The 22,338-nt window shown below is 70.1% G+C and carries 23 protein-coding genes; 9 read left to right on the top strand and 14 right to left on the bottom strand.

All coding sequences use genetic code 11. The features are described from left to right. Positions 1 to 83: 83 nt before the first annotated feature. Complete coding sequence (locus AB0H88_RS08555) at positions 84 to 1,232, bottom strand: DegT/DnrJ/EryC1/StrS family aminotransferase (protein WP_357642646.1); 1,149 nt, start codon at positions 1,230 to 1,232, stop codon at positions 84 to 86. A 30-nt stretch (positions 1,233 to 1,262) separates the two neighbouring features. Here AB0H88_RS08555 and AB0H88_RS08550 point away from each other — a divergent pair, with 30 nt between their 5' ends. Then, a complete protein-coding gene (locus AB0H88_RS08550) occupies positions 1,263 to 2,498 on the top strand; it encodes a hypothetical protein (protein WP_357642645.1) in 1,236 nt (411 codons plus the stop codon). A gap of 44 nt (positions 2,499 to 2,542) precedes the next feature. On the opposite strand, the gene AB0H88_RS08545 is transcribed toward AB0H88_RS08550, so the two are convergent. The 6 genes from AB0H88_RS08545 to AB0H88_RS08520 form a co-directional block, all read right to left on the bottom strand. After that, complete coding sequence (locus AB0H88_RS08545) at positions 2,543 to 3,598, bottom strand: dihydrodipicolinate synthase family protein (RefSeq protein WP_357642644.1); 1,056 nt, start codon at positions 3,596 to 3,598, stop codon at positions 2,543 to 2,545. 37 nt (positions 3,599 to 3,635) lie between these two features. Beyond that, entirely contained in the window at positions 3,636 to 4,640 is a 1,005-nt protein-coding gene (locus AB0H88_RS08540; protein WP_357642643.1) for an NAD(P)-dependent oxidoreductase, read from the bottom strand. A 96-nt stretch (positions 4,641 to 4,736) separates the two neighbouring features. After that, positions 4,737 to 5,624 (bottom strand): Gfo/Idh/MocA family oxidoreductase, encoded by an 888-nt coding sequence (locus AB0H88_RS08535; RefSeq protein WP_357642642.1) that lies wholly within the window; start codon positions 5,622 to 5,624, stop codon positions 4,737 to 4,739. An 82-nt stretch (positions 5,625 to 5,706) separates the two neighbouring features. Further along, positions 5,707 to 7,515 (bottom strand): hydantoinase B/oxoprolinase family protein, encoded by a 1,809-nt coding sequence (locus AB0H88_RS08530; protein WP_357642641.1) that lies wholly within the window; start codon positions 7,513 to 7,515, stop codon positions 5,707 to 5,709. Further along, complete coding sequence (locus tag AB0H88_RS08525; RefSeq protein ID WP_357642640.1) at positions 7,508 to 9,514, bottom strand: hydantoinase/oxoprolinase family protein; 2,007 nt, start codon at positions 9,512 to 9,514, stop codon at positions 7,508 to 7,510. Before AB0H88_RS08525 ends, AB0H88_RS08530 begins: the two co-directional genes overlap by 8 nt. A 6-nt stretch (positions 9,515 to 9,520) precedes the next feature. Further along, entirely contained in the window at positions 9,521 to 9,892 is a 372-nt protein-coding gene (locus AB0H88_RS08520; protein ID WP_357642639.1) for a hypothetical protein, read from the bottom strand. A 76-nt stretch (positions 9,893 to 9,968) separates the two neighbouring features. Here AB0H88_RS08520 and AB0H88_RS08515 point away from each other — a divergent pair, with 76 nt between their 5' ends. After that, positions 9,969 to 10,604, top strand: a complete 636-nt coding sequence (locus AB0H88_RS08515; protein ID WP_357642638.1) for a thymidine kinase — start codon at positions 9,969 to 9,971, stop codon at positions 10,602 to 10,604. An 82-nt stretch (positions 10,605 to 10,686) separates the two neighbouring features. Here AB0H88_RS08515 and AB0H88_RS08510 read toward each other — a convergent pair whose 3' ends face one another. Further along, on the bottom strand, positions 10,687 to 11,091 hold the full coding sequence (locus tag AB0H88_RS08510) for a MarR family transcriptional regulator (protein WP_357642637.1): 405 nt from the start codon (positions 11,089 to 11,091) through the stop codon (positions 10,687 to 10,689). A gap of 59 nt (positions 11,092 to 11,150) precedes the next feature. Here AB0H88_RS08510 and AB0H88_RS08505 point away from each other — a divergent pair, with 59 nt between their 5' ends. After that, the gene (locus tag AB0H88_RS08505) at positions 11,151 to 12,020 is read left to right on the top strand and encodes an LLM class flavin-dependent oxidoreductase (protein WP_357642636.1); all 870 of its coding nucleotides are present in this window, start codon (positions 11,151 to 11,153) and stop codon (positions 12,018 to 12,020) included. A gap of 158 nt (positions 12,021 to 12,178) precedes the next feature. Here AB0H88_RS08505 and AB0H88_RS08500 read toward each other — a convergent pair whose 3' ends face one another. From AB0H88_RS08500 to AB0H88_RS08490, 3 genes are all read right to left on the bottom strand, one after another. Then, positions 12,179 to 12,850, bottom strand: coding sequence for a DsbA family oxidoreductase (locus tag AB0H88_RS08500; protein ID WP_357642635.1), 672 nt, complete (start codon positions 12,848 to 12,850; stop codon positions 12,179 to 12,181). 136 nt (positions 12,851 to 12,986) lie between these two features. After that, positions 12,987 to 13,883: a hypothetical protein gene (locus tag AB0H88_RS08495; protein ID WP_357642634.1), complete on the bottom strand. Its 897-nt coding sequence runs from the start codon at positions 13,881 to 13,883 to the stop codon at positions 12,987 to 12,989. 119 nt (positions 13,884 to 14,002) lie between these two features. Next, positions 14,003 to 14,722, bottom strand: coding sequence for a carbon monoxide dehydrogenase subunit G (locus AB0H88_RS08490; protein ID WP_357642633.1), 720 nt, complete (start codon positions 14,720 to 14,722; stop codon positions 14,003 to 14,005). Between the two features lie 187 nt (positions 14,723 to 14,909). Here AB0H88_RS08490 and AB0H88_RS08485 point away from each other — a divergent pair, with 187 nt between their 5' ends. The 6 genes from AB0H88_RS08485 (at position 14,910) to AB0H88_RS08460 (ending at position 19,872) form a co-directional block, all read left to right on the top strand. After that, positions 14,910 to 15,773, top strand: coding sequence for a polysaccharide deacetylase family protein (locus AB0H88_RS08485; RefSeq protein ID WP_357642632.1), 864 nt, complete (start codon positions 14,910 to 14,912; stop codon positions 15,771 to 15,773). Between the two features lie 279 nt (positions 15,774 to 16,052). Then, on the top strand, positions 16,053 to 17,396 hold the full coding sequence (locus AB0H88_RS08480) for a cytochrome ubiquinol oxidase subunit I (RefSeq protein ID WP_357642631.1): 1,344 nt from the start codon (positions 16,053 to 16,055) through the stop codon (positions 17,394 to 17,396). Between the two features lies 1 nt (position 17,397). Further along, the gene (cydB, locus tag AB0H88_RS08475; protein ID WP_357642630.1) at positions 17,398 to 18,285 is read left to right on the top strand and encodes a cytochrome d ubiquinol oxidase subunit II; all 888 of its coding nucleotides are present in this window, start codon (positions 17,398 to 17,400) and stop codon (positions 18,283 to 18,285) included. 90 nt (positions 18,286 to 18,375) lie between these two features. Beyond that, a complete protein-coding gene (locus AB0H88_RS08470) occupies positions 18,376 to 18,849 on the top strand; it encodes a hypothetical protein (RefSeq protein ID WP_357642629.1) in 474 nt (157 codons plus the stop codon). Beyond that, positions 18,846 to 19,199 carry a hypothetical protein gene (locus AB0H88_RS08465; protein WP_357642628.1) on the top strand — a complete coding sequence of 118 codons (354 nt, stop codon included), beginning with the start codon at positions 18,846 to 18,848 and terminating at the stop codon, positions 19,197 to 19,199. Before AB0H88_RS08470 ends, AB0H88_RS08465 begins: the two co-directional genes overlap by 4 nt. 73 nt (positions 19,200 to 19,272) lie before the next feature. After that, on the top strand, positions 19,273 to 19,872 hold the full coding sequence (locus tag AB0H88_RS08460; RefSeq protein WP_357642627.1) for a hypothetical protein: 600 nt from the start codon (positions 19,273 to 19,275) through the stop codon (positions 19,870 to 19,872). 107 nt (positions 19,873 to 19,979) lie between these two features. On the opposite strand, the gene AB0H88_RS08455 is transcribed toward AB0H88_RS08460, so the two are convergent. Genes AB0H88_RS08455 through AB0H88_RS08445 form a run of 3 tightly spaced genes read right to left on the bottom strand, consistent with a single transcriptional unit; the run spans position 19,980 to position 22,038 of the window. After that, on the bottom strand, positions 19,980 to 21,338 hold the full coding sequence (locus AB0H88_RS08455) for a hypothetical protein (RefSeq protein ID WP_357642626.1): 1,359 nt from the start codon (positions 21,336 to 21,338) through the stop codon (positions 19,980 to 19,982). Between the two features lie 46 nt (positions 21,339 to 21,384). Next, on the bottom strand, positions 21,385 to 21,561 hold the full coding sequence (locus AB0H88_RS08450) for a UTRA domain-containing protein (RefSeq protein WP_357643152.1): 177 nt from the start codon (positions 21,559 to 21,561) through the stop codon (positions 21,385 to 21,387). Positions 21,562 to 21,576: 15 nt separating this feature from the next. Then, positions 21,577 to 22,038, bottom strand: a complete 462-nt coding sequence (locus AB0H88_RS08445; RefSeq protein WP_357642625.1) for an HIT domain-containing protein — start codon at positions 22,036 to 22,038, stop codon at positions 21,577 to 21,579. Between the last annotated feature and the right edge of the window lie 300 nt (positions 22,039 to 22,338).

The raw sequence follows: 22,338 nt of genomic DNA, 5'->3' as shown, positions 1-22,338 counted from the left end.
TAATACCGGTCCTGACCGAAACCTAATGACGAGGACCTCGTGCGGTCAATGGGCGATACCTGAACGTAACTACGGTCACCGCGTCAACTCGCGGCGAAGCGGGTGATCTCCCGGGCGACGGCGTCGGCGTGCTCGGCCGTGTAGTTCTCGTTCCAGTCGATGATCAGCAGCGTCTCGGCGACCAGGCGCTCGGCCTCGGGACACGGGTTCGGGACGTAGCCGTCGAGCGGGTAGCGCGCGGAGCCGTAGACGGGCCGATCCCACAGCGGGGCGCGGTTCAGCGGCTCCTCCAGGTAGCCGGCCCGCGCGGGTATCCCGGCCGCGGCCAGGTGCGCGGCCAGCTCACGGGCGTCACCTCCGGGCCGCACGAGGGGGAACAGCCACCAGGCGTGCCCCTCCGGCCGCGGCAGGCCCACCCCTGGCAGGCCCTGAAGGGCGTCGAGCAGCCGTACGGCCGTGCCGCGGCGGGCCGCGACGACGCCGGGCAGCTTGGCGAGCTGGGCCCGCGCCACGGCGGCCTGCAGCTCGGTCATGCGGTAGTTCAGGCCGAAACCGGCGTGCGAGCGCCCGGCCGCCCGGTCCCAGCCCTTGTCGGCGAACAGCCGCATCCGGCGCGCCAGCTCGTCGTCCTCGGTGAGCGCCAGGCCGCCGTCGCCGCAGGTGATGTGCTTCCACTGCTGCAGGCTGAGGGTGGCGACGTCGCCCACCGTACCCGCCGGCCGGCCGTCCGGCAGCTCGGCGAGCCACGCCTGGGCGCAGTCCTCGATCAGCGCGAGGCCGTGCTCGTCGGCCAGCGCCCGCAACTCGGCCACGCGGGCGGGCGCGCCGAACAGGTGCACGGCCATGATCGCCCGAGTCCGCGGGCCGATCAGCTTGGCCACCGCGCCGGGATCGAGATTGCCGTCCGAGGGATCTACATCCGCGAAGACAGGGACCGCGTTCTGCGCCAGGATGGGGGCCACGGTCCCGAAGTCGGTGATCGGCGTCGTGATGATCTCGTCTCCGGGGTCCGGCGCAGCCGCCACGACCGACAGATGGAGGGCCGCGGTGCCGGAGCTGCACGCGACCGCGTGGCGCACGCCGTACAAGGCGGCGACCTCGCGTTCGAGGGCTCTGGTCTCGGTCCCCCAGACGGAGCTGAGCATGCCCGAGCGGATCACCCGCGCCGCGGCGGCCACTTCCTCGTCGCCGAGCGTACGGCCGGCGGCCTCGGCCATGGACGGGAACTTCACAGGGGCTCCTCACAAGATATAATTGCGGTCTTGACCGAAATGAGCGAGAGGGAGGCGTGGGTGGGAATCGTCATCGGGGTCGTCGGCCCGCATGATCTGGTCGACGACGTCGCGGCCACCTGCGAGGAGCAGCCCGGGGTCACCGCGCTGCGCCTCGACTACGACCACGAGTCGCAGGCGCCCGCGATCGTCGAGGCGCACGCCGCCGCCGTGGAGGGGTGGCTGTTCACCGGCATCGTCCCGTACATGCTCTCCCGCGACGCCGAGACGCTGAGCCGGGCCGCCGCGTTCGTCGACTACTCGGGCGCGACGCTGCTCAGCGCCCTGGTACGCCTGCAGCACGAGGGCCAGGACGTCACCGGGCTGTCGATCGACACCCTGCCCGCGGCCGACGTGGTGGCCACCTTCGCCGAGGCCGGGCTGCCCGCCGACACGCTCAGGACGCTGCCCTACCGGCCGGAGATGACCTCCAAGAAGGCGATCGCCTTCCACCGGCGCGGCCCCGCCCATCCGGTGATCACCTGCCTGAGCTCGGTGCACGAGGCGCTGCGCGGCGAGATGCAGGTGCTGCGCCTGGCGCCCTCCGTCCACTCGGTCCGGGTGGCGCTGCGCCAGCTGCTGCTGACCGCCGAGGGGCAGGCGCAGGAAGACGCGCAGATCGCGCTCGGGCTGGTCGAGGTCGAGAACGAGGAGGGACTGCTGCGCGAGGCCACCGCGCTGGGCGGCACGCTGGCCGCCTTCCGGGGCGGCACCCATCTCCTGGTCACCACCCGGGGTCCGCTGCACGACGCCACGGGCGGCTTCACCGGCCTGCCCATGCTGGGTCGCCTCGCGGCGCAGAATCAGGTGGTACGCGTGGGTTTCGGGCTGGGCCGCAGCGCGGCGGAGGCGGAGAGCCTGGCCCGCCGGGCCCTGGCCCGCGCCCGGCGCATCGGCGACGTCGCGGCGGTGCTGTCGCTGCGCGCCGACACCGACATCGTCCTGGAGTCGGTCGCCGGCGTCCCGGAGTCGGAGCGCAACCTCTCGGTGATCGCCCGCCGCGTGGGGCTGTCGGTGGCGACGATCGAGCGGCTGCTGCAGGCGCGGGCGGCGGCGGGCGACGAGCCGCTCACCACCCGAGAGATCGCCGACCGCCTCGACGTCCAGCAGCGCACCGCCCGGCGGATGCTGCACCGGCTGGAGCTGGCCGGGCTGGCCGAGCGCACGGGCAACCTCACCAGCGGCTCCAGTGGCCGCCCCCTGACCCTGTACCGCCTCACACTCTGAGGCGGCGGGCTCGGGGGCTGTCTTCTTGCCGGCTCGCATGAGGATCAGGCGAGCCAGCGGGACAGGCCGGCGCTGACGAAGTCGTCGTCCCGTAGCCATGGGTAGGCGGCCCAGATCCGGTCGAGCTCCGCGAGCTGCCCCGGTGAGAGCTCCTCCGCCGGGTCCAGGCACCAGCGGCCCGCCAGCAGCCCCTGGCGGCGCAGTACCTCGTGGATGCCGGGGATGCAGCCGTGGAAGCCGTTGGCCGAGTCGAAGATGGCGGCGTTGGCGTCGGTGAGGTGGCCGTCGAGGGTGAGCAGCCGCCGCATGGCCGGGTCGTCGCCCGAGCGGGCCAGCTTGGCCTCCTCCAGCAGTTCGACCGCTCGCCGTACCCAGACCGCCCACTGACCGAGCAGCCCGCCGACGAACTCGATCTCCACCTCGTGCCCGTCCACGACGACCCGGTGGGTGGTGACGAGATCGGCCAGGATGTGGTCGTCGTTGCCGGTGTAGAGGGCGACCTCGGCCGCGCGACCGGCCCGGACCACGCCGTGCAGCACGTCGAGCGTGCGGTAACGGTCGAAGGGGGCGACCTTGATGCCCACCACGGACTCGATCGCCGCCAACCTGGTCCAGAAATTCCGTGACAAGGGGCGTCCGCCGACCGCGGTCTGCAGGTAGAAGCCGATCACCGGCAGCACCTCGCCCACCGCCCGCGCCCGCTCGATCAGCCCGTCCTCGTCCAGCTCCCGGCACGGGCTCAGCAGCACCATGTGGTAGCCGAGCGACCTGGCCAGCTCGGCCTCCGCCACGGCCTGCCGCGTGGACCCGGTCGCGCCCGCCACCAGGAGCACCTCGCGCTCGTACTCCCCCGCCGTCCGCGCGGCCAGCTCCAGCACCGGCCGCAGGAGGTCGGTCCCGTGGATGGCGAACTGCGTGGTGTGCACGCCCACCGCCAGGCCGCCCGCGCCCGCCTCGACGTAGTAGCGGGTCAGCGCCCGCTGCCGGCGCTCGTCCAGCTTCCGGTCCTCGGTCAGCGCCAGCGGATGCGCCGGAATCACCAGGCCGCGCCTGAACAGCTCGCGCACGGACGTCTGCGCCTCTGAAATCGTGCTGAGCACGTCGGATCCCCCTAGGGTCAATGGGCCGGGCACGCGGTTAGAAGCGGCCGTCACGGCGTTCGAACTTGGTGGGCTTGCCGAGCGACGGGCCGCCGTCGGCCACCCAGCGCGCCGTGTGCTCGATCAGCTCGGCGGGCGTGAGCTCGGGGTAGCCGAACAGGCGGTGGCACTTGCCGGCGTTCGACAGCAGCGCCGTGGGCGCCTCCTCGCCGCTGAACACCGGCTCCTTGCCCAGCGCCGCGCCGAGGTCCAGCGCCGCCTGCCGGACCGAGACCAGCTCGGGCCCGGTCACGTTGAGCACGTACGGCGGCGCCTCGGCGAGCAGCAGCGAGCGGAGCACGACCTCGTTGGCGTAGCCCTGCCAGACCACGTTGACCTGGCCGGTGGCCAGATCGATCGGCTCCCCTGCCAGGATCTTCCCGGCCAGATCGACGAGCACGCCGTAGCGCAGCTCGACGGCGTAGTTGAGCCGCAGCAGCGACATGCGCGTGCCGTACGCCTCCGCGAAGTGCGACAGCACCCGCTCCCTGCCCAGGCAGCTCATCGCGTAGTCGCCGACGGGCCCGGTCGGCGAGCCCTCGGTGCTGCCACCGCCGACGGGGACCAGTGGATAGACGTTGCCGGTGGACAGGGCGGCGATCCTGGCCTCCCTGAACCTGTCGGCGACCCTGCCCGGCAGGTACGTGTTGGTGAACCAGGTGGCGTGCTCCCTGCCCTCGGTGCCGAACTTGGCGCCGACCAGGAACACCACGTTCGGCGCGTCGGGCAGCTCGCGCAGCGCCCCCTCGTCGGCCACGTCGGCGGCCACCACGGTGGCGCCGTCGTCCTGGAGTGCCCGGGCCAGCCCGGGTTCGGAGAAACGGGACACCGCGATGATCCGCCGGTCGCCACGCGTGGCGTTGAGTGCCAGCCGGACCAGGCTCGGGCCGAGCTTGCCGCCCGCGCCGAGGATCAGGATGTCGCCGTCGAGCCTGCTCAGGTCGTCGAGGAGGGCGGCGCCCGGCCGCGCCAGCCGTTCCTCGAGTTCCGCTGTCGTCCGCACGCGGTCTACCTCCGTTACGTCATTTACGGTCCAGACCGTAACTGCGGCGGAGTTCAGCTGTCAATGGGCGCTCTCACGCGCTGGTCGGCCTGCTGGTCATTGGGTGGTTTCGCGGGCCGCGACCAGTACCTCCAGGATGGCCCGGGTCTGCGCCCACGGGACGGGGCTCGGCGCGCCCCCGATCATGGCCAGGAACGCCTCGATCGTCCCCTCGTAGCCCAGGCCCTTGACGTGGTCGTCACCGCCCTCGATCACCACGGTGTCGGTGCCGCCTCGCCGGTGGACGGTGACGGCGTAGGACTCCTCGTCGGAGACGCCGAGGATCTCGACCGTGCCCGTGACGCCGCTGTCCCAGCGCAGGGCCATGACGCCGGTGTCCTCCGAGCGCAGGCCCGCGTAGTGCCTGGTGGCCGACGCCGCGCCGGCCAGCCTCACATCCGGGCCGAACAGCGCGACCAGCAGCTCCACGCCGTGGATCCCCATGGTCACCAGCGTCCCGCCGCCCTCGCCGGGGGTGTCCTGCCAGGCGTTGTAGCCGCCGGCCCAGAGGCCGACGTCATGCCGTACGGTGGCCCGGACCGCGAGCACGTCGGCGGGGTCCACCCGCAGCCCCGCGAAGGCAGGGGCGAAGCGGAGCACCGAGCTGGACAGCACGCGGTCGTGGATCCGCAGCCGGTCCAGCTCGTTCAGCTGGGCGCGGGTGGCGACGGCGGGCTTGTTCACGAAGCAGGCCGCGCCGGTGTCGAGCACGGCTGCCAGCGCCCCGGGCACGCGCGGGCTCGGCACGGTCAGCACCACGCCGTCGGGCTCGGCGGCCAGCAGCGCGGCCAGGCTCGGCAGCACCTTGGCGCCGGGGTGCTCCTCGGTGAAACGGCTCAGCCGCTCCGGGTCCTCCTCCCACACCAGCAGGTCCGCGTGGCGGGCCAGGGTACGGGCGTCGGTGAAGGGATGGCTGGTGGCGAGACCGGCGAGGGCGACACGCATGACGGACTCCATTTCGCGACATCTGAGGGAATTTGAGGAAATCTCAGGGAATCTCAGGAAATGGAGCCCATCATGGCATCCGCTAGAGCTCGTCCACCTCCGCGTGGGAGCGGCCGCCCGACAGCTTCGGGTAGCCGGGGCCGCGGTCGAAGAAGCGGCCCGCCGGCGGGCGCAGGTTGGCGCGGAGCTCGGCGGTGCCCTGCTCGTCGATGCGGTCGCCGTCCAGCACCACGCCGTAGTCGCCCAGGGCGCCGGCGATCGACACCTTGCCGTCGCGGACGTCCGCCGCCACGGCGCGCGGGTCCCGGTCGTACGGTGAGCCCCAGCCGCCGCCCCCGGTGGTGCGGATGCGGATGGTCTCGCCCGCCTGCACCTGGTGGTCGTCCACCAGGCCCTCCATCTCCTTGCCGGCGATCTCGACCCGGAACGGCCGCCCGGCCAGCCCGCCGTTGACGCCCCAGCACGACAGGATCGACCGGTCGGCGATCGACATGTACGAGGCGTCCCTGAGCATCCTGATGTGCTTGTCGTAGCCGAGCCCGCCCCTGAACATGCCCGGCCCGCCCGAGTCGCAGGCCAGCGCCAGCCGCTCGACCCGGAACGGCCAGCGCGCCTCGGCGAACTCCACCGGGATGTTGCGCGAGTCGGGCACCACGTGGATGGTGTCCTCGCCGTCGGCGTACCAGCGCCCGCCGGAGCCGCCGCCGAGGACCTCCCTCATCAGGTACGGCACGCCCTCGGCGTCGGCGCCGTGGACGCCGGTGTAGCGGATCGTCTCCTGGTCGGCCGGCATGCGGCCGCCGGTGGCCTTGGCCAGCACGCCCGCGAGCACGCCGAGCAGCCGCAGGATCACGAACGTCCGGGCGTTGGTGGGCGCGGGGAAGATCGGGGTGAGCAGCGTCCCCTTCTCCGGGAAGACCATCTCGATCAGAGGGACGACGCCCTCGTTGACGTCCAGCTCGGCCATGCGCTCCGGGGTGTCGGCGAGGTTGCGCAGGATGGGGGCCAGCCACTTCTTCAGGAACACGCCGTCGGCGTAGTCGCCCGCGTGGTTGATCGGCCCCTTGGCCTGCGGGGACGTGCCGGTGAAGTCGATCTTCAGCGGGGCGTCCGCCGCGTGGTCGACGGTGAGCGTGATCCGCTGGGCGTGCAGCCGCGGCTCGTCCACGCCGTCGTGCTCGGCGTAGTCCTCCCAGGTGTAGGTGCCCTCGGGGATCTTGGCCAGCAGCTCGCGCCGGAACGTCTCCGTCGTCTTGCCGATGATCGCGTCGAAGCACTCCTCGACCTCGGCCCGGCCGTACCTGTCGAACAGCTCACCCAGGCGGCGCGCCCCCATGAGGCAGGCCGAGCACTCGGCGTCGAGGTCGCCCGCCAGCGAGTCGGGCATGCGCGAGTTGCGGGTCATGATGCGCAGCGCGGCCTCGTTGGGCACGCCCGCGTCCCACAGCTTGATCGGCGGGACCATCAGGCCCTCCTCGTACACGCTGCGCGCGTGCGAGGGCATCGAGCCGGGCACCGAGCCGCCGATGTCGTCGTGGTGCCCGAACGCCTGCACGAAGGCCACCACAGCGCCCTCGTGGAAGACCGGGACGGTGACGCACAGGTCGGGCAGGTGGCCGATTCCGCCTTCTGACAGGTAGACGTCGTTGTGGAAGAAGACGTCGCCGGGCTTCATCTCCTCGATCGGGAAGTCGCGGACGATCGGCTGGACGAGCGCGCTGTAGGAGCGGCCGGTCAGCTTGCGCAGCCGCGCGTCGTGGATGCCCGCGCGGAAGTCGTGCGCGTCGCGGATCATCGGAGAGCGGGCCGTACGCGCGATCGCGGTCTCGACCTCCTTCTCCACGGAGGCCAGGGTGCCCTCGACGATCTCGACGAGAATCGGGTCAGCCACGCCGCACCTCCACGTTGCCGTAGTCGTCCACCTGGGCGGTGAAGCCGGGATGGATGGGGATCGTCGAGCCGTACTCCTCGATGACCGCCGGACCCTCGACCACGGTGCCCGGGTCCAGGTCGGACCGCTGGTGGATCGGCGTGTCGGCGGCCGAGTCGAAGTGCACGCTCCTGGTCGTCGCCGCGGGCCGCTCGCCGGCGTGGGGCTCCCTGCGGCGGATGGCCGGGCGGGTGATGGGACCGATGCCGGAGACGCGCAGGTTGACCCATTCGACGCCGTGCCGCTCGTCGTCGCGGTAGCCGTAGCCGTAGAGCTTCTCGTGTGCCTGGTGGAAGCGGTCCAGCACCTCCCGGCGCCACTCCTCGTTCACCTCACCCGCCGGGGCGGCCACGCGCACCTCGTACGCCTGACCGTAGTAACGCAGGTCGGCGGTGCGCGCGTAGACCGGCTCGTCGAAGCCCTCCCGGTCGAGCGCCTGCGCCGCCTCGCCCTCCAGCTCGCGGAAGATCTCCCCGGCCGTCGCCGGCGACAGGTCGCGGGTGACGTGCGTACGGACGTAGTCGTTCTTGACGTCCACCGTGAGCAGGCCGAACGCCGAGACGTTGCCCGGATCGGGCGGGACGACCACCGCCGGCAGCCCCAGGATGTCGATCAGCCGGCAGGCCAGCAGCGGCCCCGAACCGCCGAACGTCACCAGCGGGAAGTCCCGCACGTCGAGCCCGCGCTTGACGGTGAGCTGGCGGATGGCGTTGCTCTGGTTGAACGCGCTGATCTCCAGGATTCCCGTCGCGGTCCGCTCGGCGCTGAGCCCGAGCTTGTCGGCCAGCGCCTCGATGCCGGTGCGCGCGGCCGCCACGTCGAGCGGGATCTCCCCGCCGAGCAGGTGCGGCGGGATGCGGCCGAGGAAGACGTGCGCGTCGGTGACCGTCACCTCGGTGCCGCCCCTGCCGTAGCACAGCGGTCCGGGATCGGCCCCGGCCGACTTGGGGCCGACCTTCAGCGTGCCCTCGGGCGAGATCCAGGCGATCGAGCCGCCGCCCGCGCCGACGGTGACGATGTCGATCATCGGGATCTTGCACGGGTAGCGGCCGATGACGCCCTCGGTGGTGATGGACGGCTCGCCGTCGATCACCACGGCGACGTCGGTGGACGTGCCGCCGCCGTCCAGGGTGATCACCGACGGGTGCCCCGCCGTGGCGGCGATGAGCGCCGCCCCCAGGGCCCCGGCCGCGGGCCCCGACAGCACCGTGGTGATCGGCTGGTTGACGACCTCGCGGGCCGACAGCACGCCGCCGTTGGACTTCATCACCGAGAACGGCATGCCGAGCCGGGCCGACAGGTTGGCCAGGTAGCGCCGCATCGTCGGCTTGACCGCCGCGTCCACGAGCGTGGTGACCGACCGCTCGTACTCGCGGTATTCGCGCAGCACGTCGCTCGACAGCGAGACGACCGCCTCGGGGTGCTCACGGGCCAGCACGTCCCGCATGCGCCGCTCGTGGTCCGGATTGGCGTAGGAGTGCAGGAAGCACACGCCGATCGCGGTGACGCCCTTGGCCTTGAGCCAGCGGGCCACCTCGGCGGCCTGCTCCTCGGCGAACGGGCGCACCTCGGCGCCGGTGTGGTCCAGCCGCCCCCCGACGGTCTTGACCAGGTGGATCGGGACGATCCTCGGCGGTTTGACCCAGAAATAGGAGTTGCCATAGCCGTCGGGCACGCTCTGCCTGGCAATCTCCAGGATGAACTCGAAGCCCTCGGTCGTGATGAACCCCAGGTTCGCGATCCGGTCCTCGAGCAGTTGGTTGGTGGCCACAGTGGTGCCGTGCACGACGGAACTCGCGTCGAGCGGCCCCAGCTTCTCGATGCCCCTGACGAACCCGTCGGCCGGGTTCGCGGGGGTCGAGGGGGTCTTGGTCGTGACGATCTCACCGGTCTGGTCGTCCACGGCCACCACATCGGTGAACGTGCCTCCGGTGTCGACTCCAATACGGACGCTACGCATGGCTCCTCAGCTTCGGCGCCGGCCGAGCACTTCATCGATGACCCGGGGCGCGTTCTCAGTGCCAACATAGGCGGCCAGGCGCACTACCAGCTCCTGTGACCTGGCAAGTTCGGCCTCGACCCTGGCCTTACCCGACTGTCCCGCCTGCACGCCGAAGTAGGCGCCGATGATCGTGCCCACCACTCCGGCCACGCCCGCGAACAACGCCGCGAACTCCTTGGTGGCGAACACGGCGGCCCCGAAGGCCACCAGTACCGCGACGATTCCCGCCACGACCACAAGGAAGCCGTACCGCCACCTCGTGGCGTCGGCCTGCGCCGCCGTGAGGTCGTCGGTCGTCATCATCGCGTCGAGCGAGGGGGGCTTCTCTGTGACCACGGTTCCTCCTGATAACTCCAGGGGAGAAATCTCCCACGAGGTCAGGTAACAAGCCAAGCCGCTAAGGTGGCCCCCTGTGACCGACACGTTCGCCCTGTCCGCCGTCCCGTCCGGCGCCCGTGATGCCGTACTGAAGTTCTACTTCGGTCCCATGGACTGCGGGAAGTCCACGCTCGCGCTCCAGATGAACTACAACCACGGCCGCCAGGGCCGGCGCGGGCTGGTCCTGACCAAGCACGACCGCTCGGGCGGTCCCCAGGTCACCAGCAGGATAGGGCTCGGCCTGGACGCCATCGAGGTCGTGGACTCCCTCGATCTGCTGACGCTCGTGACCGGCCACGACAGGATCGACTACCTGATCTGCGACGAGGTCTGCTTCTACACCGTCGACCAGATCGAGCAGCTCGCCGACCTGGTCGACGAGCACGGCATCGACGTCTACGCCTTCGGGCTGGCCTCGGACTTCAGGTCCGTGATGTTCCCGGCGGCCCAGCGACTGTTCGAGCTGGCGGACGAGGTGTGCCGGTTGCAGGTCGAGGTGCTGTGCTGGTGCGGGCGCCCCGGGCAGCTCAACGGGCGGATCGTGGGCGGGGAACTGGTTCGTACGGGCGAGCAGGTCGTGATCGGCGACACGGACGCGTCACCGGTCCGCTACCAGGTCCTCTGCCGCCGCCACCACCGCTCCGGCCTCCTGGGCGAGGGCACCACCTGAGCCTGGCCTGGCGGTTCAGCTTGTCGGGCAGTTCCCCGCACCGACCCTAGATCAGCTTGTCGGGCAGTTCCCCGCACCGACCCTAGATCAGCTTGTCGAGCAGCTCTCTGAGGCGGGCCGCGTCGTCGGGCGCCAGCTTCGCCAGGAACGCGCGCTCCGCCTCGTCCACGGCCTGACCCCCCTCGCGCAGCGTGTCGCGGCCACGCGGGGTCAGCTCGACCATGTTCTTGCGCCGGTCGTCCGGATGCGGCCGGCGGCTGACCAGCTCCTTGCCCTCGAGCGTGTCGATCATCGCGACCATCGTCGTCCTGTCGATCCGCAGCCGCGTCGCGGCCTCCTGCTGGGACAGCGGGTCGGCCGCGTCGAGCACGTTGAGCACCGCGAGCTCGCGGCCGTCGACGCCGTACGGCTCCAGGGCCGGGCCGGTGTGCTGGGCCAGGCGCAGGTTGGCGTGCTTGAGCAGGTATCCAAGGCGGCGTCTCGACACCTCCCGATTCTCGCACTAGCCTAATCGTCAGTAGAGCTGACAATCAGTGGAGCTGTTATATGCTGAGCTTCGGAATGAAGACCGTCCCCGTCGGCGTCACGTACGACACGCTGCTGCGGACCTGGCAGCAGGCCGACGCGGTCCCCGCCATCGAGCACGCCTGGCTCTGGGACCACATGCTGCCGCTGTTCGGGCCGGTGGACGCGCCGATCCACGAGGGCTGGACGATGCTCGCCGCCCTGGCCGCGCGGACCTCCCGGCTCCAGCTGGGGCTCATGGTGACGAGCAACCTCACCCGGCCGCCGGCGGTACTCGCCAAGATCGCGGCGACCGTGGACGCCATCGCGCCCGGCCGCCTGGTCCTCGGCCTGGGGGTCGGCGGCACGCACCAGCCGGGTGACACGCTCGTGCCCAGGGAGTACAACGCGTACGGACTGCACATCGCCTCCCCCGGCGAGGGCGTGGCCCGGCTGGCCGAGTCGTGCGCGATCATCAAGCGAATGTGGACCGAGGACCGGTTCGACTTCGACGGCCGCTACTACCAGCTGCGTGAGGTGGTGTGCTCGCCGAAGCCGGCCGTCCCGCCGCCGCTGCTGATCGGCGGGTGGGGCGACAAGACGCTCGAGGTGGTGGCCGAGCACGCCGACATCTGGAACGTACCGGGACCGCCGCACAACACGATCGAGTTCATCCGGGAACGGAACAAGGTGCTCGACGAGAAGTGCGCCGCCATCGGCCGCGATCCGGCGGAGATCACCCGCTCGACCCAACTCGTCGTCTCCACCGAAGACCCCGCCGCCGCCCGGTCAACGGTCCGGGAGCTCGCGGACGCCGGTCTGACCCACTTCGTCCTCGGCGTCCGCCTGCCCGGCCCCGCCAACGTGGCCGAATGGCTGGCCGAGGAGATCATCGCCTACGCGACACGGTAGCCGTCACCACCGCGCACATGACGCGGTAGACGTCACCACCGCGCACATGACGCGGTAGACGTCACCACCGCGCACATGACGCGGTAGACGTCACCACCGCGCACATGACGCGGTAGTCGCCATCACCACCAAGGCGGAGCTGTAGCCGCCGTCTTCTCTCAAACGGCGCAATAGCCGTCGTCGCAGCCGTCGGCCGGGGGCGCGAGGATGGTCACCGGGGTCTGGCCGGTGCGGGCCGCCACCTCGTCGAGGGCGGCGTCGAACGTCTCCGCCGGCTGCGCTCCCGACACCGCGAACTGCCCCTCGAACAGGAACAGCGGCACACCCGTTATCCCCAGCGCCCGCGCCTGGTCAAGCTGCTCGCGTACCTCCTGCGTGCCCTCACCCGACGGGTGATCCACGTCCAGCTCGGCGGCCAGCTTGGTGAGCACGTCCTGGTCACCGACGTTGAGCCCGTCGGTGAAGTGCGCGTGGAACAGCCGATCGACCGCCTCCAGCCCGCGCCCCTGCCGGGTGGCGAGTTCGACCAGCCGGTGCGCCTCGAACGTGTTCGCGCTGATCGCCTGCGCGAAGCGCACGTCCAGCCCCTCTTCCGCGGCGACGGCGGTGACGTGGGAGGTCATCTGCGCGACGTTCCCGCCGAACTTCCGCTCCAGGGCCGGGAGCAGCGGCTCGCCTTCGGCGGGGGCGTCCGGGTTCAGCTGGAACGGGCGCATGGTGATGTCCACGACGCCGCCCTTGGCGCGGAAGCGGTCGGCGGCCCGGCCGAAGCGGGTGTGCCCGATGTAGCACCAGGGGCAGACGATGTCCGAAAATATCTCGACTTTCACGCTCGACCACAACCTCTACGGCCTCGACCCCATTCCACCGGCCTGGGCCGTATGCGCGCGCGGCCTTGTCCGTACTCCCGCACGACCTTGACCGGATGCACGCGGCTTTGTCCGGGTCGCTCCCCCGCCGGGCCGGTCACCCGGCCGCCAGTTCCTCCAGCCGGTACGGGAGGTAGGCCGAGTCGTCCACCAGGGCGGAGGCGCCACGCCACCAGCCGAACCACTCCCCGCTGCGCCACATCCAGTCGACCCGCTCGATGGTCGCCACCACGTCGCCGACCGTCTGCCACCGCTCGCCCAGTTGCTCGCGGGTGGCGCCGTGCCGTAGCGCCCAGGCGCGCAGGATGCCGGCGGCGGCGGCGGGCACCTCGCGGGCGTACGGGTCGGGGTCCTCGTCCGGCAGCCGGTGCGGCCCGAGCCCGGCCGCCACTCCCCAGCTCCACTGGGCTTCGGCGGGACGCGAGTAGCGCAGTGAGTGGAAGTCGAGGTTCGACCCCAGATTCTCGTCAGGCCGCCGGGTGACCACCGCGTCGAGCCGCCCGCCGGCGTCGAAGTGTACGACGAGCCGCTGCCCCGGCTTCGCCCCGTCCGGCAGGTCGAAGCGGTCCTCGGCCTGCCACGAGTTGAGGTCCACCTGGGCGACGGGCTGGCCCCACAACTGGTCGGCCGCGTCGTCGGAGATCCAGGCGGCGAGCATCTCCAGGGCGGTCAGGTCGGTCCACGGCTCGATCGCGACGGCCGTACGCAGCACCTCGTCGGGCGCGGGCAGCTTGCCGCCCCTTGGCCGCGTCCACCACTCCTCGCCCAGCTCTCGCACACCGACCAGCAATGCGGCGATGGCGGCCAGCTCGGCGGACCGCCGGGTGAGAGACGCGCCGAGCGCCAGGCTCAGGCAGCGGCCGACCCGCTCGTCACCGAGCACGGAGCGCGCGTCGCCGATCAGCGCCTCGGCGGTCGGGCGTTCCTCTCCAAGTAGGTTGCGTATGACTCGCCGGGCCTCGGTTCGTGCGTCTTCAGCGTGTGCCTGCCGCATATAGCCACGCTACGCCTGGAGATCCTTTTCCGCGAGAGCCCAGTTCCGCGCTCATGAGCAGCCCGTTTGACGACACGACCGCCCTCGGGCACCGGCCGGCCGGTTCAGTTGGGCAACGGTCAATGGCGTGAACGGCGGCCGGCCCGGCCGAACAGCCAGCCCACGGCGACGCCGGTCAGCGCGATGCCCGCCCCCATGCCGAACGACGCCAGCATCACCCAAGGCCTCGTCTCGGTGTGGCTCTTGGGCGGGCGCTCGTACACGCCGGACGGCCGTTCGTACACGGCGGGCGCCCGACGCCCCTCCGCGCCCGCGACCTCGTCGGCCGCACGCGCCAGCACGGCTCGCCGGGCGGCCAACTCGTCCACCCCCGCACCGTCCGGTGCGAGCAGAGGACCGTCCGGGGCGTGCAGGTGGTGCTCGACGGCCGCGAAGAACTCCCCCGCCGTCCTCTTGGCCACCGAGCCGAGCATGCGCTGCCCCACCCCGCCGATCATCCCGCCGACGACCGCGTCGGCGTCGTAGTCGACGCGGGTCCCCTCGTCGACCTCGCTGAGCCGTACGAGCACGGTGGCCTCCACCGTCCCCGGCGCGCCCTGGCCGCGCGCCCGCAGCACGAAGCTCTCCGGCGCCGACGGTTCGGTCAGCGACACCTCGCCCTGGTAGACGCCCTTGATGGACGCGACCCCCGCCGTCACCGTCATCCGGTACGTGTCCGGCCCTGTCTCCTCCAGGCGCTCACAACCGGGGATGGTGCGTACCAGCACCGCCGGATCCTGAAGCGCGTCCCACACGCGATGCCTCTCGACGCCGATCATGGCGCTACCTGCGACCTTCACACCGCCACTCTAGGGACGAAGCACGTTTCGCGATAAGGGCAACACTCGCCAGAGGGAGGACCACTCCTTATCGCTAATCACTCCCTGTCGCTAATCACTCCTTATCGGATGTACTCGCCCGGCGATCACGCCTGGCAGGATGGGACCGGTGTGCGACAAGCGAGCCCCGGGGCGAAAGGCGACGACCGTGGCTCACGTGGCGGCGGTCGTGCTGCTACTGGCCGGTTGCGCGGCCAACGGCGGGCCAGGCCGGACGACAGACGCCCTAGGAAGTGACACGAGCGGCACCACCGTCACCCGCACCCCGGGGCTCGGCCCTGACGCCGCGACCACCCGGCCGCTCGACGGCCCGCCCGGCGCGATGCCCAGGCGCGGCGAGGTGAAGGAGATTCAGGCGACGGGCTCGTTACCTCCGGTGATCAGCTCCATCCCCACCAACCGCAAGGTCGTCTTCCTGACCATCGACGACGGGTGGGAGCAGGACCCCGGCTTCCTTGCGGAGGTACGTGCCCGGCGCATCCCGATCACCGCGTTCGCCATGCGGGACGCGGTGGAGGCCAAGGGCACGCCCGACCCCGCCGGTGGGCCCGGCCAATTCGTCGGAGCCGGGAAATGGGGATATTTCCGGCAGCTGCGTGACGCCCGCGTACCCGTCGAGAACCACACCCTCACCCATCCGAACCTCCGTCTCCTCGGCTACGACGCCCAGCGACGGGAGATCTGCGGCTCCTCCATCATCATCAGGAGGCAGCTGGGGACCAGGCCGACGCTGTTCAGGCCGCCGTTCGGCAACTACAACACCGACACGCTCAGGGCCGTCAAGAACTGCGGCCTGAAGTCGGTCCTGCTCTGGACGGCCACCGTGCAACCGGGCGGCAAGATCGCCTACCAGGTCCCCGACAAGCGCCTGCGCCCCGGCGACATCCTTCTGCTCCACTTCCGCCCGAACCTGGCCAGAGACTTCCGCATCCTGGTCGACAAGATCAAGCGCCGGGGTTTCGAGCTGGGCAACCTCCAGGCGTACCTGGACGCCGCCACCACCGCCCGCTGAGCCCCGCCGACAGCGGGCCAACGCGCGGGCCATCCCTGGGCGTATGCGCGGGTCAGCCCTGCACGTAGGCGGTCACCCCGGACATGCGCCCGGATCAGCCCCTGGACGTACGCGGGGATCAGCCCCTCGGTTGACGCGCCCGCGGATCCCCGTACGCCATCGTTGGACCACCGATCCGCAGGCTGTGACGAAGATCGCATAGCCGTGCTCTACAGCCTGTAGTACTACTGTAAGTAGATGTACTACAGCTTGTAGAGCTAAGCACCCGGTGGGGGGAAGATGGACGCGCTCGATCTCGCGCGGTGGCAGTTCGGGGTGACCACCGTTTACCACTTTCTGTTCGTACCGTTGACGATCGGTCTGGGCGTCTTCGTGGCCGGTCTCCAGACCGCCTGGCACCGGACGGGGAAGGAGCATTACCTCCGGCTGACGAAGTTCTTCGGCAAGCTGTTCCTGATCAACTTCGCCATGGGAGTGGTCACCGGCATCGTGCAGGAGTTCCAGTTCGGTATGAACTGGAGCGAATACTCGACCTTCGTCGGCGACGTGTTCGGGGCGCCCTTGGCCATGGAGGCGTTGCTGGCGTTCTTCATGGAGTCCACGTTCCTGGGCCTGTGGATCTTCGGCTGGGAACGGCTGCCGAAGAAGATCCATCTGGCGTGCATCTGGGCCGCCGCCATCGGCTCTAACTTGTCCGCATATTTCATCCTCGCGGCCAACGCCTGGATGAAGCACCCGGTCGGCTACGAGGTGGTCGACGGCCGAGCCAGGATGACCGATCTGTGGGCGGTGCTCACCAACCCCACCGCGATCGCCCAGGTGCCGCACGTCGTCGGCGCCGCCTTCATCGTGGCGGGCGGGTTCGTGCTGGCGGTCTGCGGCTACTGGCTGCTGCGGACGAAGGCGCCCATGTGGCGCAGCGCCGCCCGGGCCGCGCTGCTCATGACCGCACTGGCCGGCGCCGTCGTCGCGGGCACCGGCGACACCTCGGCCCGGCTGCTGTACGAGCAGCAGCCGATGAAGCTCGCCTCCGCCGAGGGCCTCCAGCACGACACCGCCGGAGCCCCGTTCTCCATCGCCCCCGGCATCGAGATCCCCAGCCTCCTCAGCCTCCTCGCCACCCACGACCCCACCGCCACCGTCCAGGGCACCGAGGACCTGCAGGCCAGGCTCGAGCAGCAGTTCGGCCCCGGCGACTACCGGCCCAACCAGACCGTGGTGTTCTGGTCGTTCCGGGTGATGATCGTCTTCGGCCTGACCACGGTGGCGTTGTCGGTGCTCGGCCTCTGGCTCACCCGCCGCAGGCGCGACCTGCCCCCCTGGCTGGCCCGGATCATGCTGCTGGCGCTGCCGCTGCCGTTCCTCGCGATGATCGCCGGCTGGCTGCTGAGCGAGATAGGCCGCCAGCCGTGGACGGTGACGGGCGAGTTGCTCACGGCCGCGAGCGTGTCACCCGGTGTGAGCCTCGCCGAGGTGGCCATCTCCCTCACGATCTTCACACTCCTGTACGGCGGGCTCGCGGTGGCCGAGGCCGTACTCCTGACCAGGCACGTACGCAAGGGCCCTGAGCAGACGGAGCCCGCCCCCGCGACCGAGCGACTCCAGCCGTCGCTGATGTACTGAGGTGGAGACAGTGGTCAACCTGTGGTTCGTCATCATCGCCTTCCTCTGGACCGGCTACTTCGTGCTGGAGGGCTTCGACTTCGGCGTGGGCCTGCTGGCACCGTTCGTGAGCAGGGGCCCGGAGCAGCACCGGCAGAGTCTGGAGACGATCGGCCCGGTCTGGGACGGCAACGAGGTGTGGCTGATCACCGCGGTCGGCGCCATGTTCGCGGCCTTCCCCGCCTGGTACGCCGGAATGTTCAGCGCCTTCTACCTCCCCGTCGTGCTCATCCTGGTCGGCCTGATCGTGCGCGGCGTCGGCCTGGAGTGGCGCGGCAAGGTGACCAATCCGCTCTGGTGCGACCTGGGCATCGTGGTGGGCAGCGCCCTCCCGGCGTTCCTGTGGGGCGCGATCTTCGCCGACGTGCTCTTCGACAGCGCTCTCGCGGCCCTCGTGGGCGGCCTGTTCACCCTGGCGACCTGCGTACTCCATGGCGCCGTCTTCCTGTCCCTCAAGACCGACGGCCCCGTACGACGTCGCGCCCGCGCCACCGCCCTGGCCGCGAGCGCCGTGGTCCTGCCGCTGGCCGTGGCGGCCCTGTCCAGACTGGGCTCGATTCCCGCCCTGATCTCCATGGCGGCGCTGGCCGCCGGGGCGGCGCTGACGTATCGCCACAGGGAAGGCTGGGCCTTCACCGCCACCGCCGGCGCCATCGCCCTGGCCTCGGTGGCGGTCTTCGCCGAGCTCCGATGGGCCCCGCTCCCGGGCATCACGCTGACGGACGCGGCCTCGGGACCCTACACGCTGACGATGCTCAGCTGGATCGGCCTGATCACGCTGCCGTTCGTGCTGGTGTACCAGGGCTGGACCTACTGGGTGTTCCGCAAGCGGGTGGCCCTGACGCACTGACGCCCATCCGCTCGTAGCGCCTCACCACAAGTGGGGCACGGTCCTCACTCTGCTTGTGGCGCGGCCGACATCCGAGCTACTGTGGATGTTATGACTGAGGCTTACGAGGACGTGCCCTTCAGCGAACTACTCCACCATCCGGCCGCGACCACGCGAAGACTGGACGCCGTCCGCGCGTTGCGGCTGCGGCGGCGCGACGCTGGGGACCTCGCTCTGATGCGGGTCGACCAGATGGAGCGGGACGCCACCGTCGTGGACTTCACCTCACGCCTGCTCACCGGACTGGTCCGCACCGAGAACATCGAGGCGCTGCGCCAGGCCCTGCCCGAGGCCCTGCCGTGGAGCACCTTTCTGCCCGCCGAGGATGTGGACACGCTCCTCACCGAGCTGGTGAACACGGCACGCGGAGCGGTGGCCCTGGACAACCTCGCTCCGATCGCGCTCCTGCTGACCCAGTGGCGGCACAGCGCGGAGATCTACGCGGACCCCGCCCTGCTGGCCATCCTCACCCGCGAGCCGGAAGGCGACCTCGGCCCCGTCCCCATGCCCCAGGTGAGCGAGTGAGCCCCAAGCGCGGAGACCGGGCCGCGCCACCTCCGATGGGCGACGAGTACGACATCCGCTTCGCCAACACCGAAGCCGCCGACGGCTGGGAGCACCTCTCCCGCCACGCGGCGGGCAACCTGCGCCGCGCCTTCGAGACAATCCGCGCCACCCCACGCGCCCTGGACAACCCCGACCGGCAGCACCACCTCAAAGGCAAACTCGGGACCAGCACCTTCAAAGGCCACACTCTGGAACGCTGGCAGTACGAAGTCACTGGCAGCGGACGCATCTGGTACCTGCTGGACGACGCCAACCGCACCGCCTGGATCACCTACGCGGGCACCGGACACCCAAAAGCCACCGACTGAGCGCCGTGTTCCTCACGGCCAGCTCATCGGGGCCCAACCGCACCATGAGCGTCTTCCGGGATAGATTGCCGAAATGCCATCGAAGTCTTTTTATGACCTGGCTTTCGGGGTGTCCCCGGGAGCAGCCCGCAAGGATGCCCACTACATCAGAGGCAGCCTCAACGAGGTCAAAGAGGATCTGGCCGGTGAGCTGTCCGAGAGCATCAATGTGTATCTGCTGTGCTGGCACGGCGCGGATCTGGCGCTGCATGTATACGAGCAGGGCGAACGGGTGCACTCGATCGACCTGCACCCGTTCATCACCGTCTCAGTGGACGGTTATCCAGATATCACCTTTCTCGATTCAGGCAAGCCGACTGGTTATGACGCCGGTGCGGATGACCCGCGCAAGGTACAGCAGGCGCTCGAGGATGGAATGTTCTCGGGGGAGCTCAACGACGCGATCAAGGTGACCGTCAGCTGGGCCGAAATCGAGGTCCCGGTACTGGTCGGAGAGATCGCGGCGGAGGGCGACCAGGTGAAACTCATCGACGACGACGGCTGGGACGATGGCGATGAGGACGAGTTGGACGAGAACGACCTGGACGAGGACGACCTGGACGAGGACGAGCTGGAAGACGAACTGATCGATCGAGGCTATATCCCTTACGGGTTTTCCGACCTGGATGCCTGAGCCGCATCAGCCGGCTCGTCCAGAATCCGGGCCAGGGTTATCAGGGCCCGCGCGGTCGGTTGGGTCCCGGCGAGCCCGTCGACGCTCGTCCAGTAGGCCGCTCGGGCTCAGGCCTCGTCCTCGTCCTCGTCCTCGTCCTCGTCCTCAAGTTCGCCAAAGGTCGCGTAGTAATCGCCAAGCTCGGCGTAGGCAGTTGCTGCCAGCTCCGGGAAACGGGCACCGGCCGTTTCCGCGATGTACCGCACCTCCTCGGGCAAGTGCATGGCCACCGTCGTCCGCATCAGGCGCTCACCGATGGCGGCGGCGACCTCCTCCGGGTGAGCATTCTCGCTTTCGAGCACGTACCGCCACATCGTCGACCCCAGCTCGGCCGCCACACGCAACTCCAGCAGGGCGGCCACCGTTTCGTCATCGCCCTCGCGGGCATGGACGAACGCCAGGTCGGCGACGATCAGAGCCATACGGGTGCGGTCGAGGTCGCCGCCGGGCCCCCTCCCGTCCGCGGTCTCGAAGTCGCCGTCAAGAAGGGCCACAGCGAAGTCGATCACCTCGTCACCGCCGTCGTACGCCCGTCTCAACTCGGTCAGCGCCCCGAAGCGGTCGCCCGCGCGCATGAGCCGATGCGCGCGCTCGGCGGGGGACACCATCCCCGCGCGTTCTCGGGCCTCGCCCATGAACTCCGGCACTCCGAACGAGTGCACGATCAGGTACGCGGCCCGCGCATCCGCGTCCCGGCCCTCTCCGGAGAGCCGGACGCAGAGCTCCAACGCCGCCCTCACCTCGTGGGCGGCCCGGTCGTCGAAGTGCAGGGCGTCGAGGTCGATGTCGAGATCATCAAGGGCCAGCAGCGCCCGTACCGTGGCTTCGGGGTCGTCGACGGCGGCCGCGCGCCGGAACGCGTGAGCCGCCCCTACCCTGTCGCCCCGGTCCTTGAGAATCAGGCCGCGACGCACCAACTGACCGCCCGCCACCGTCCAGCCCCATGAGGGGAAGCCGGTGCCCATTCCCTGACCCTCGCGGAGCGGCTCCAGCCAGCGCGCGTCGGTGACGACGACGTCGTAGTCAGCTTGGAGGAGTAGGTCCTCGTGTTCCCATCGCTCGTGCCACCGGTGGAGGCGCCGATCGAGTTCCGTGTAGTGGGTTTCGTACAAGTCTGCGAGCTCATCGCCGGCGGGGAGATTCCGGGCACCGACCCTCTCCACGCTCTCAACAAAGCGGCCTGCGTTCGCCTCGACCCAGTCCGGGTCGAGGGTGTCCTCAAGTGGGACGAGGCCGTTGAGCGGGCCGCGCCGCCGTCCCGCCTCCCCGTCGGCGGCCTGCCACAGCACGCCGAAGAAGAAGCTCCGCCCCTCAGGAAGGAGAACCCTGTGAGGCTGGGACGGATCGTAGTCGGCCAGGAACACGCGCAGGCGCACGCGCCGTTCGTCCAGCTCCAGTACACGGACGCCGTGGGTGTAGATGATCATGCAGCTCATCCTTGACCTTGTGAACTCACCATCGAGCTGATCGTGGCTACGAAACGGCACATCCGAGCGACGCCGTCGCCTCGCTCGCGATGCCGGCTTCTGTCGACCGCTGCCCGGTCGCGAACTGGACGCCGTACTTGCGGTCCAGCAGGCCGTACAGCGAGATGTTCGACAGGTCCTCGTCGAGGATGAGCTTGCCGACGGACAGCGGTAACTGCGTGATGGTCAGCGTTCGAGATCAAGGTCGTCTGGAAGCAATGGTCTGAGGTCCATTCATCGCCTCTCGCAGGATCGACGCGTCCTGATTCAGCAAATGACGCTCTCTCACGGTCGTGACCACATGCAACCTGAACCCGTCCCCGTCGTAACGCGGAAACACATGCAAATGCACATGGAAGACCTGTTGGAACGCCGCCGCACCATCAGCGAGGAACATGTTGACGCCCTCGCAGCGGAGGCCTGAGCGGCGCAGTGCGCACGCCAGCCGATGGCCGATCCGCCACATGTGGATCCCGGTCTCCTCGTCGAGGTCATGCAATCCGACAGCATGGACGCGCGGAATGACCAGCGCATCCCCCGGAGCGACGGGATTGATATCCATGATCACGACCACCAGATCATCCTGGTAGGGCATGCTCGCTTCCGCTCGGCCCGCCATGATCTCGCAGAACACGCAGGGAGAACTGGTCGCAGCACCCATGCCCCCATCGTTTCACCTCGCTCAGGGCAACAACCAGTGACCTGCCCTCTGCCGGCGTTCACAGGGTGGCGCCTGACCTAGGCTCGAGATCTGAGGTGAACACCTGCCCAAGGCCCCTCCGCGCAGTCTGAAACTTTCACCGGGGGCGCGCCCCCGACCTGCCCGGAGACGAGCCATCGGGCGCCGCGCAGGCGGTCTCATTGACGATCGTTCCTGACTTCGAGTCCACTGACGGAAGGCGCCCAGGCCGCTGGGAAGTGCTCTACTACGCGCCGCGCCCGTGACGAACGGGGCGAGCCG

This window comes from Nonomuraea sp. NPDC050680, assembly GCF_040654555.1.
GTDB lineage: Bacteria > Actinomycetota > Actinomycetes > Streptosporangiales > Streptosporangiaceae > Nonomuraea.
This window is presented reverse-complemented; position numbering and strand designations above follow the sequence as displayed.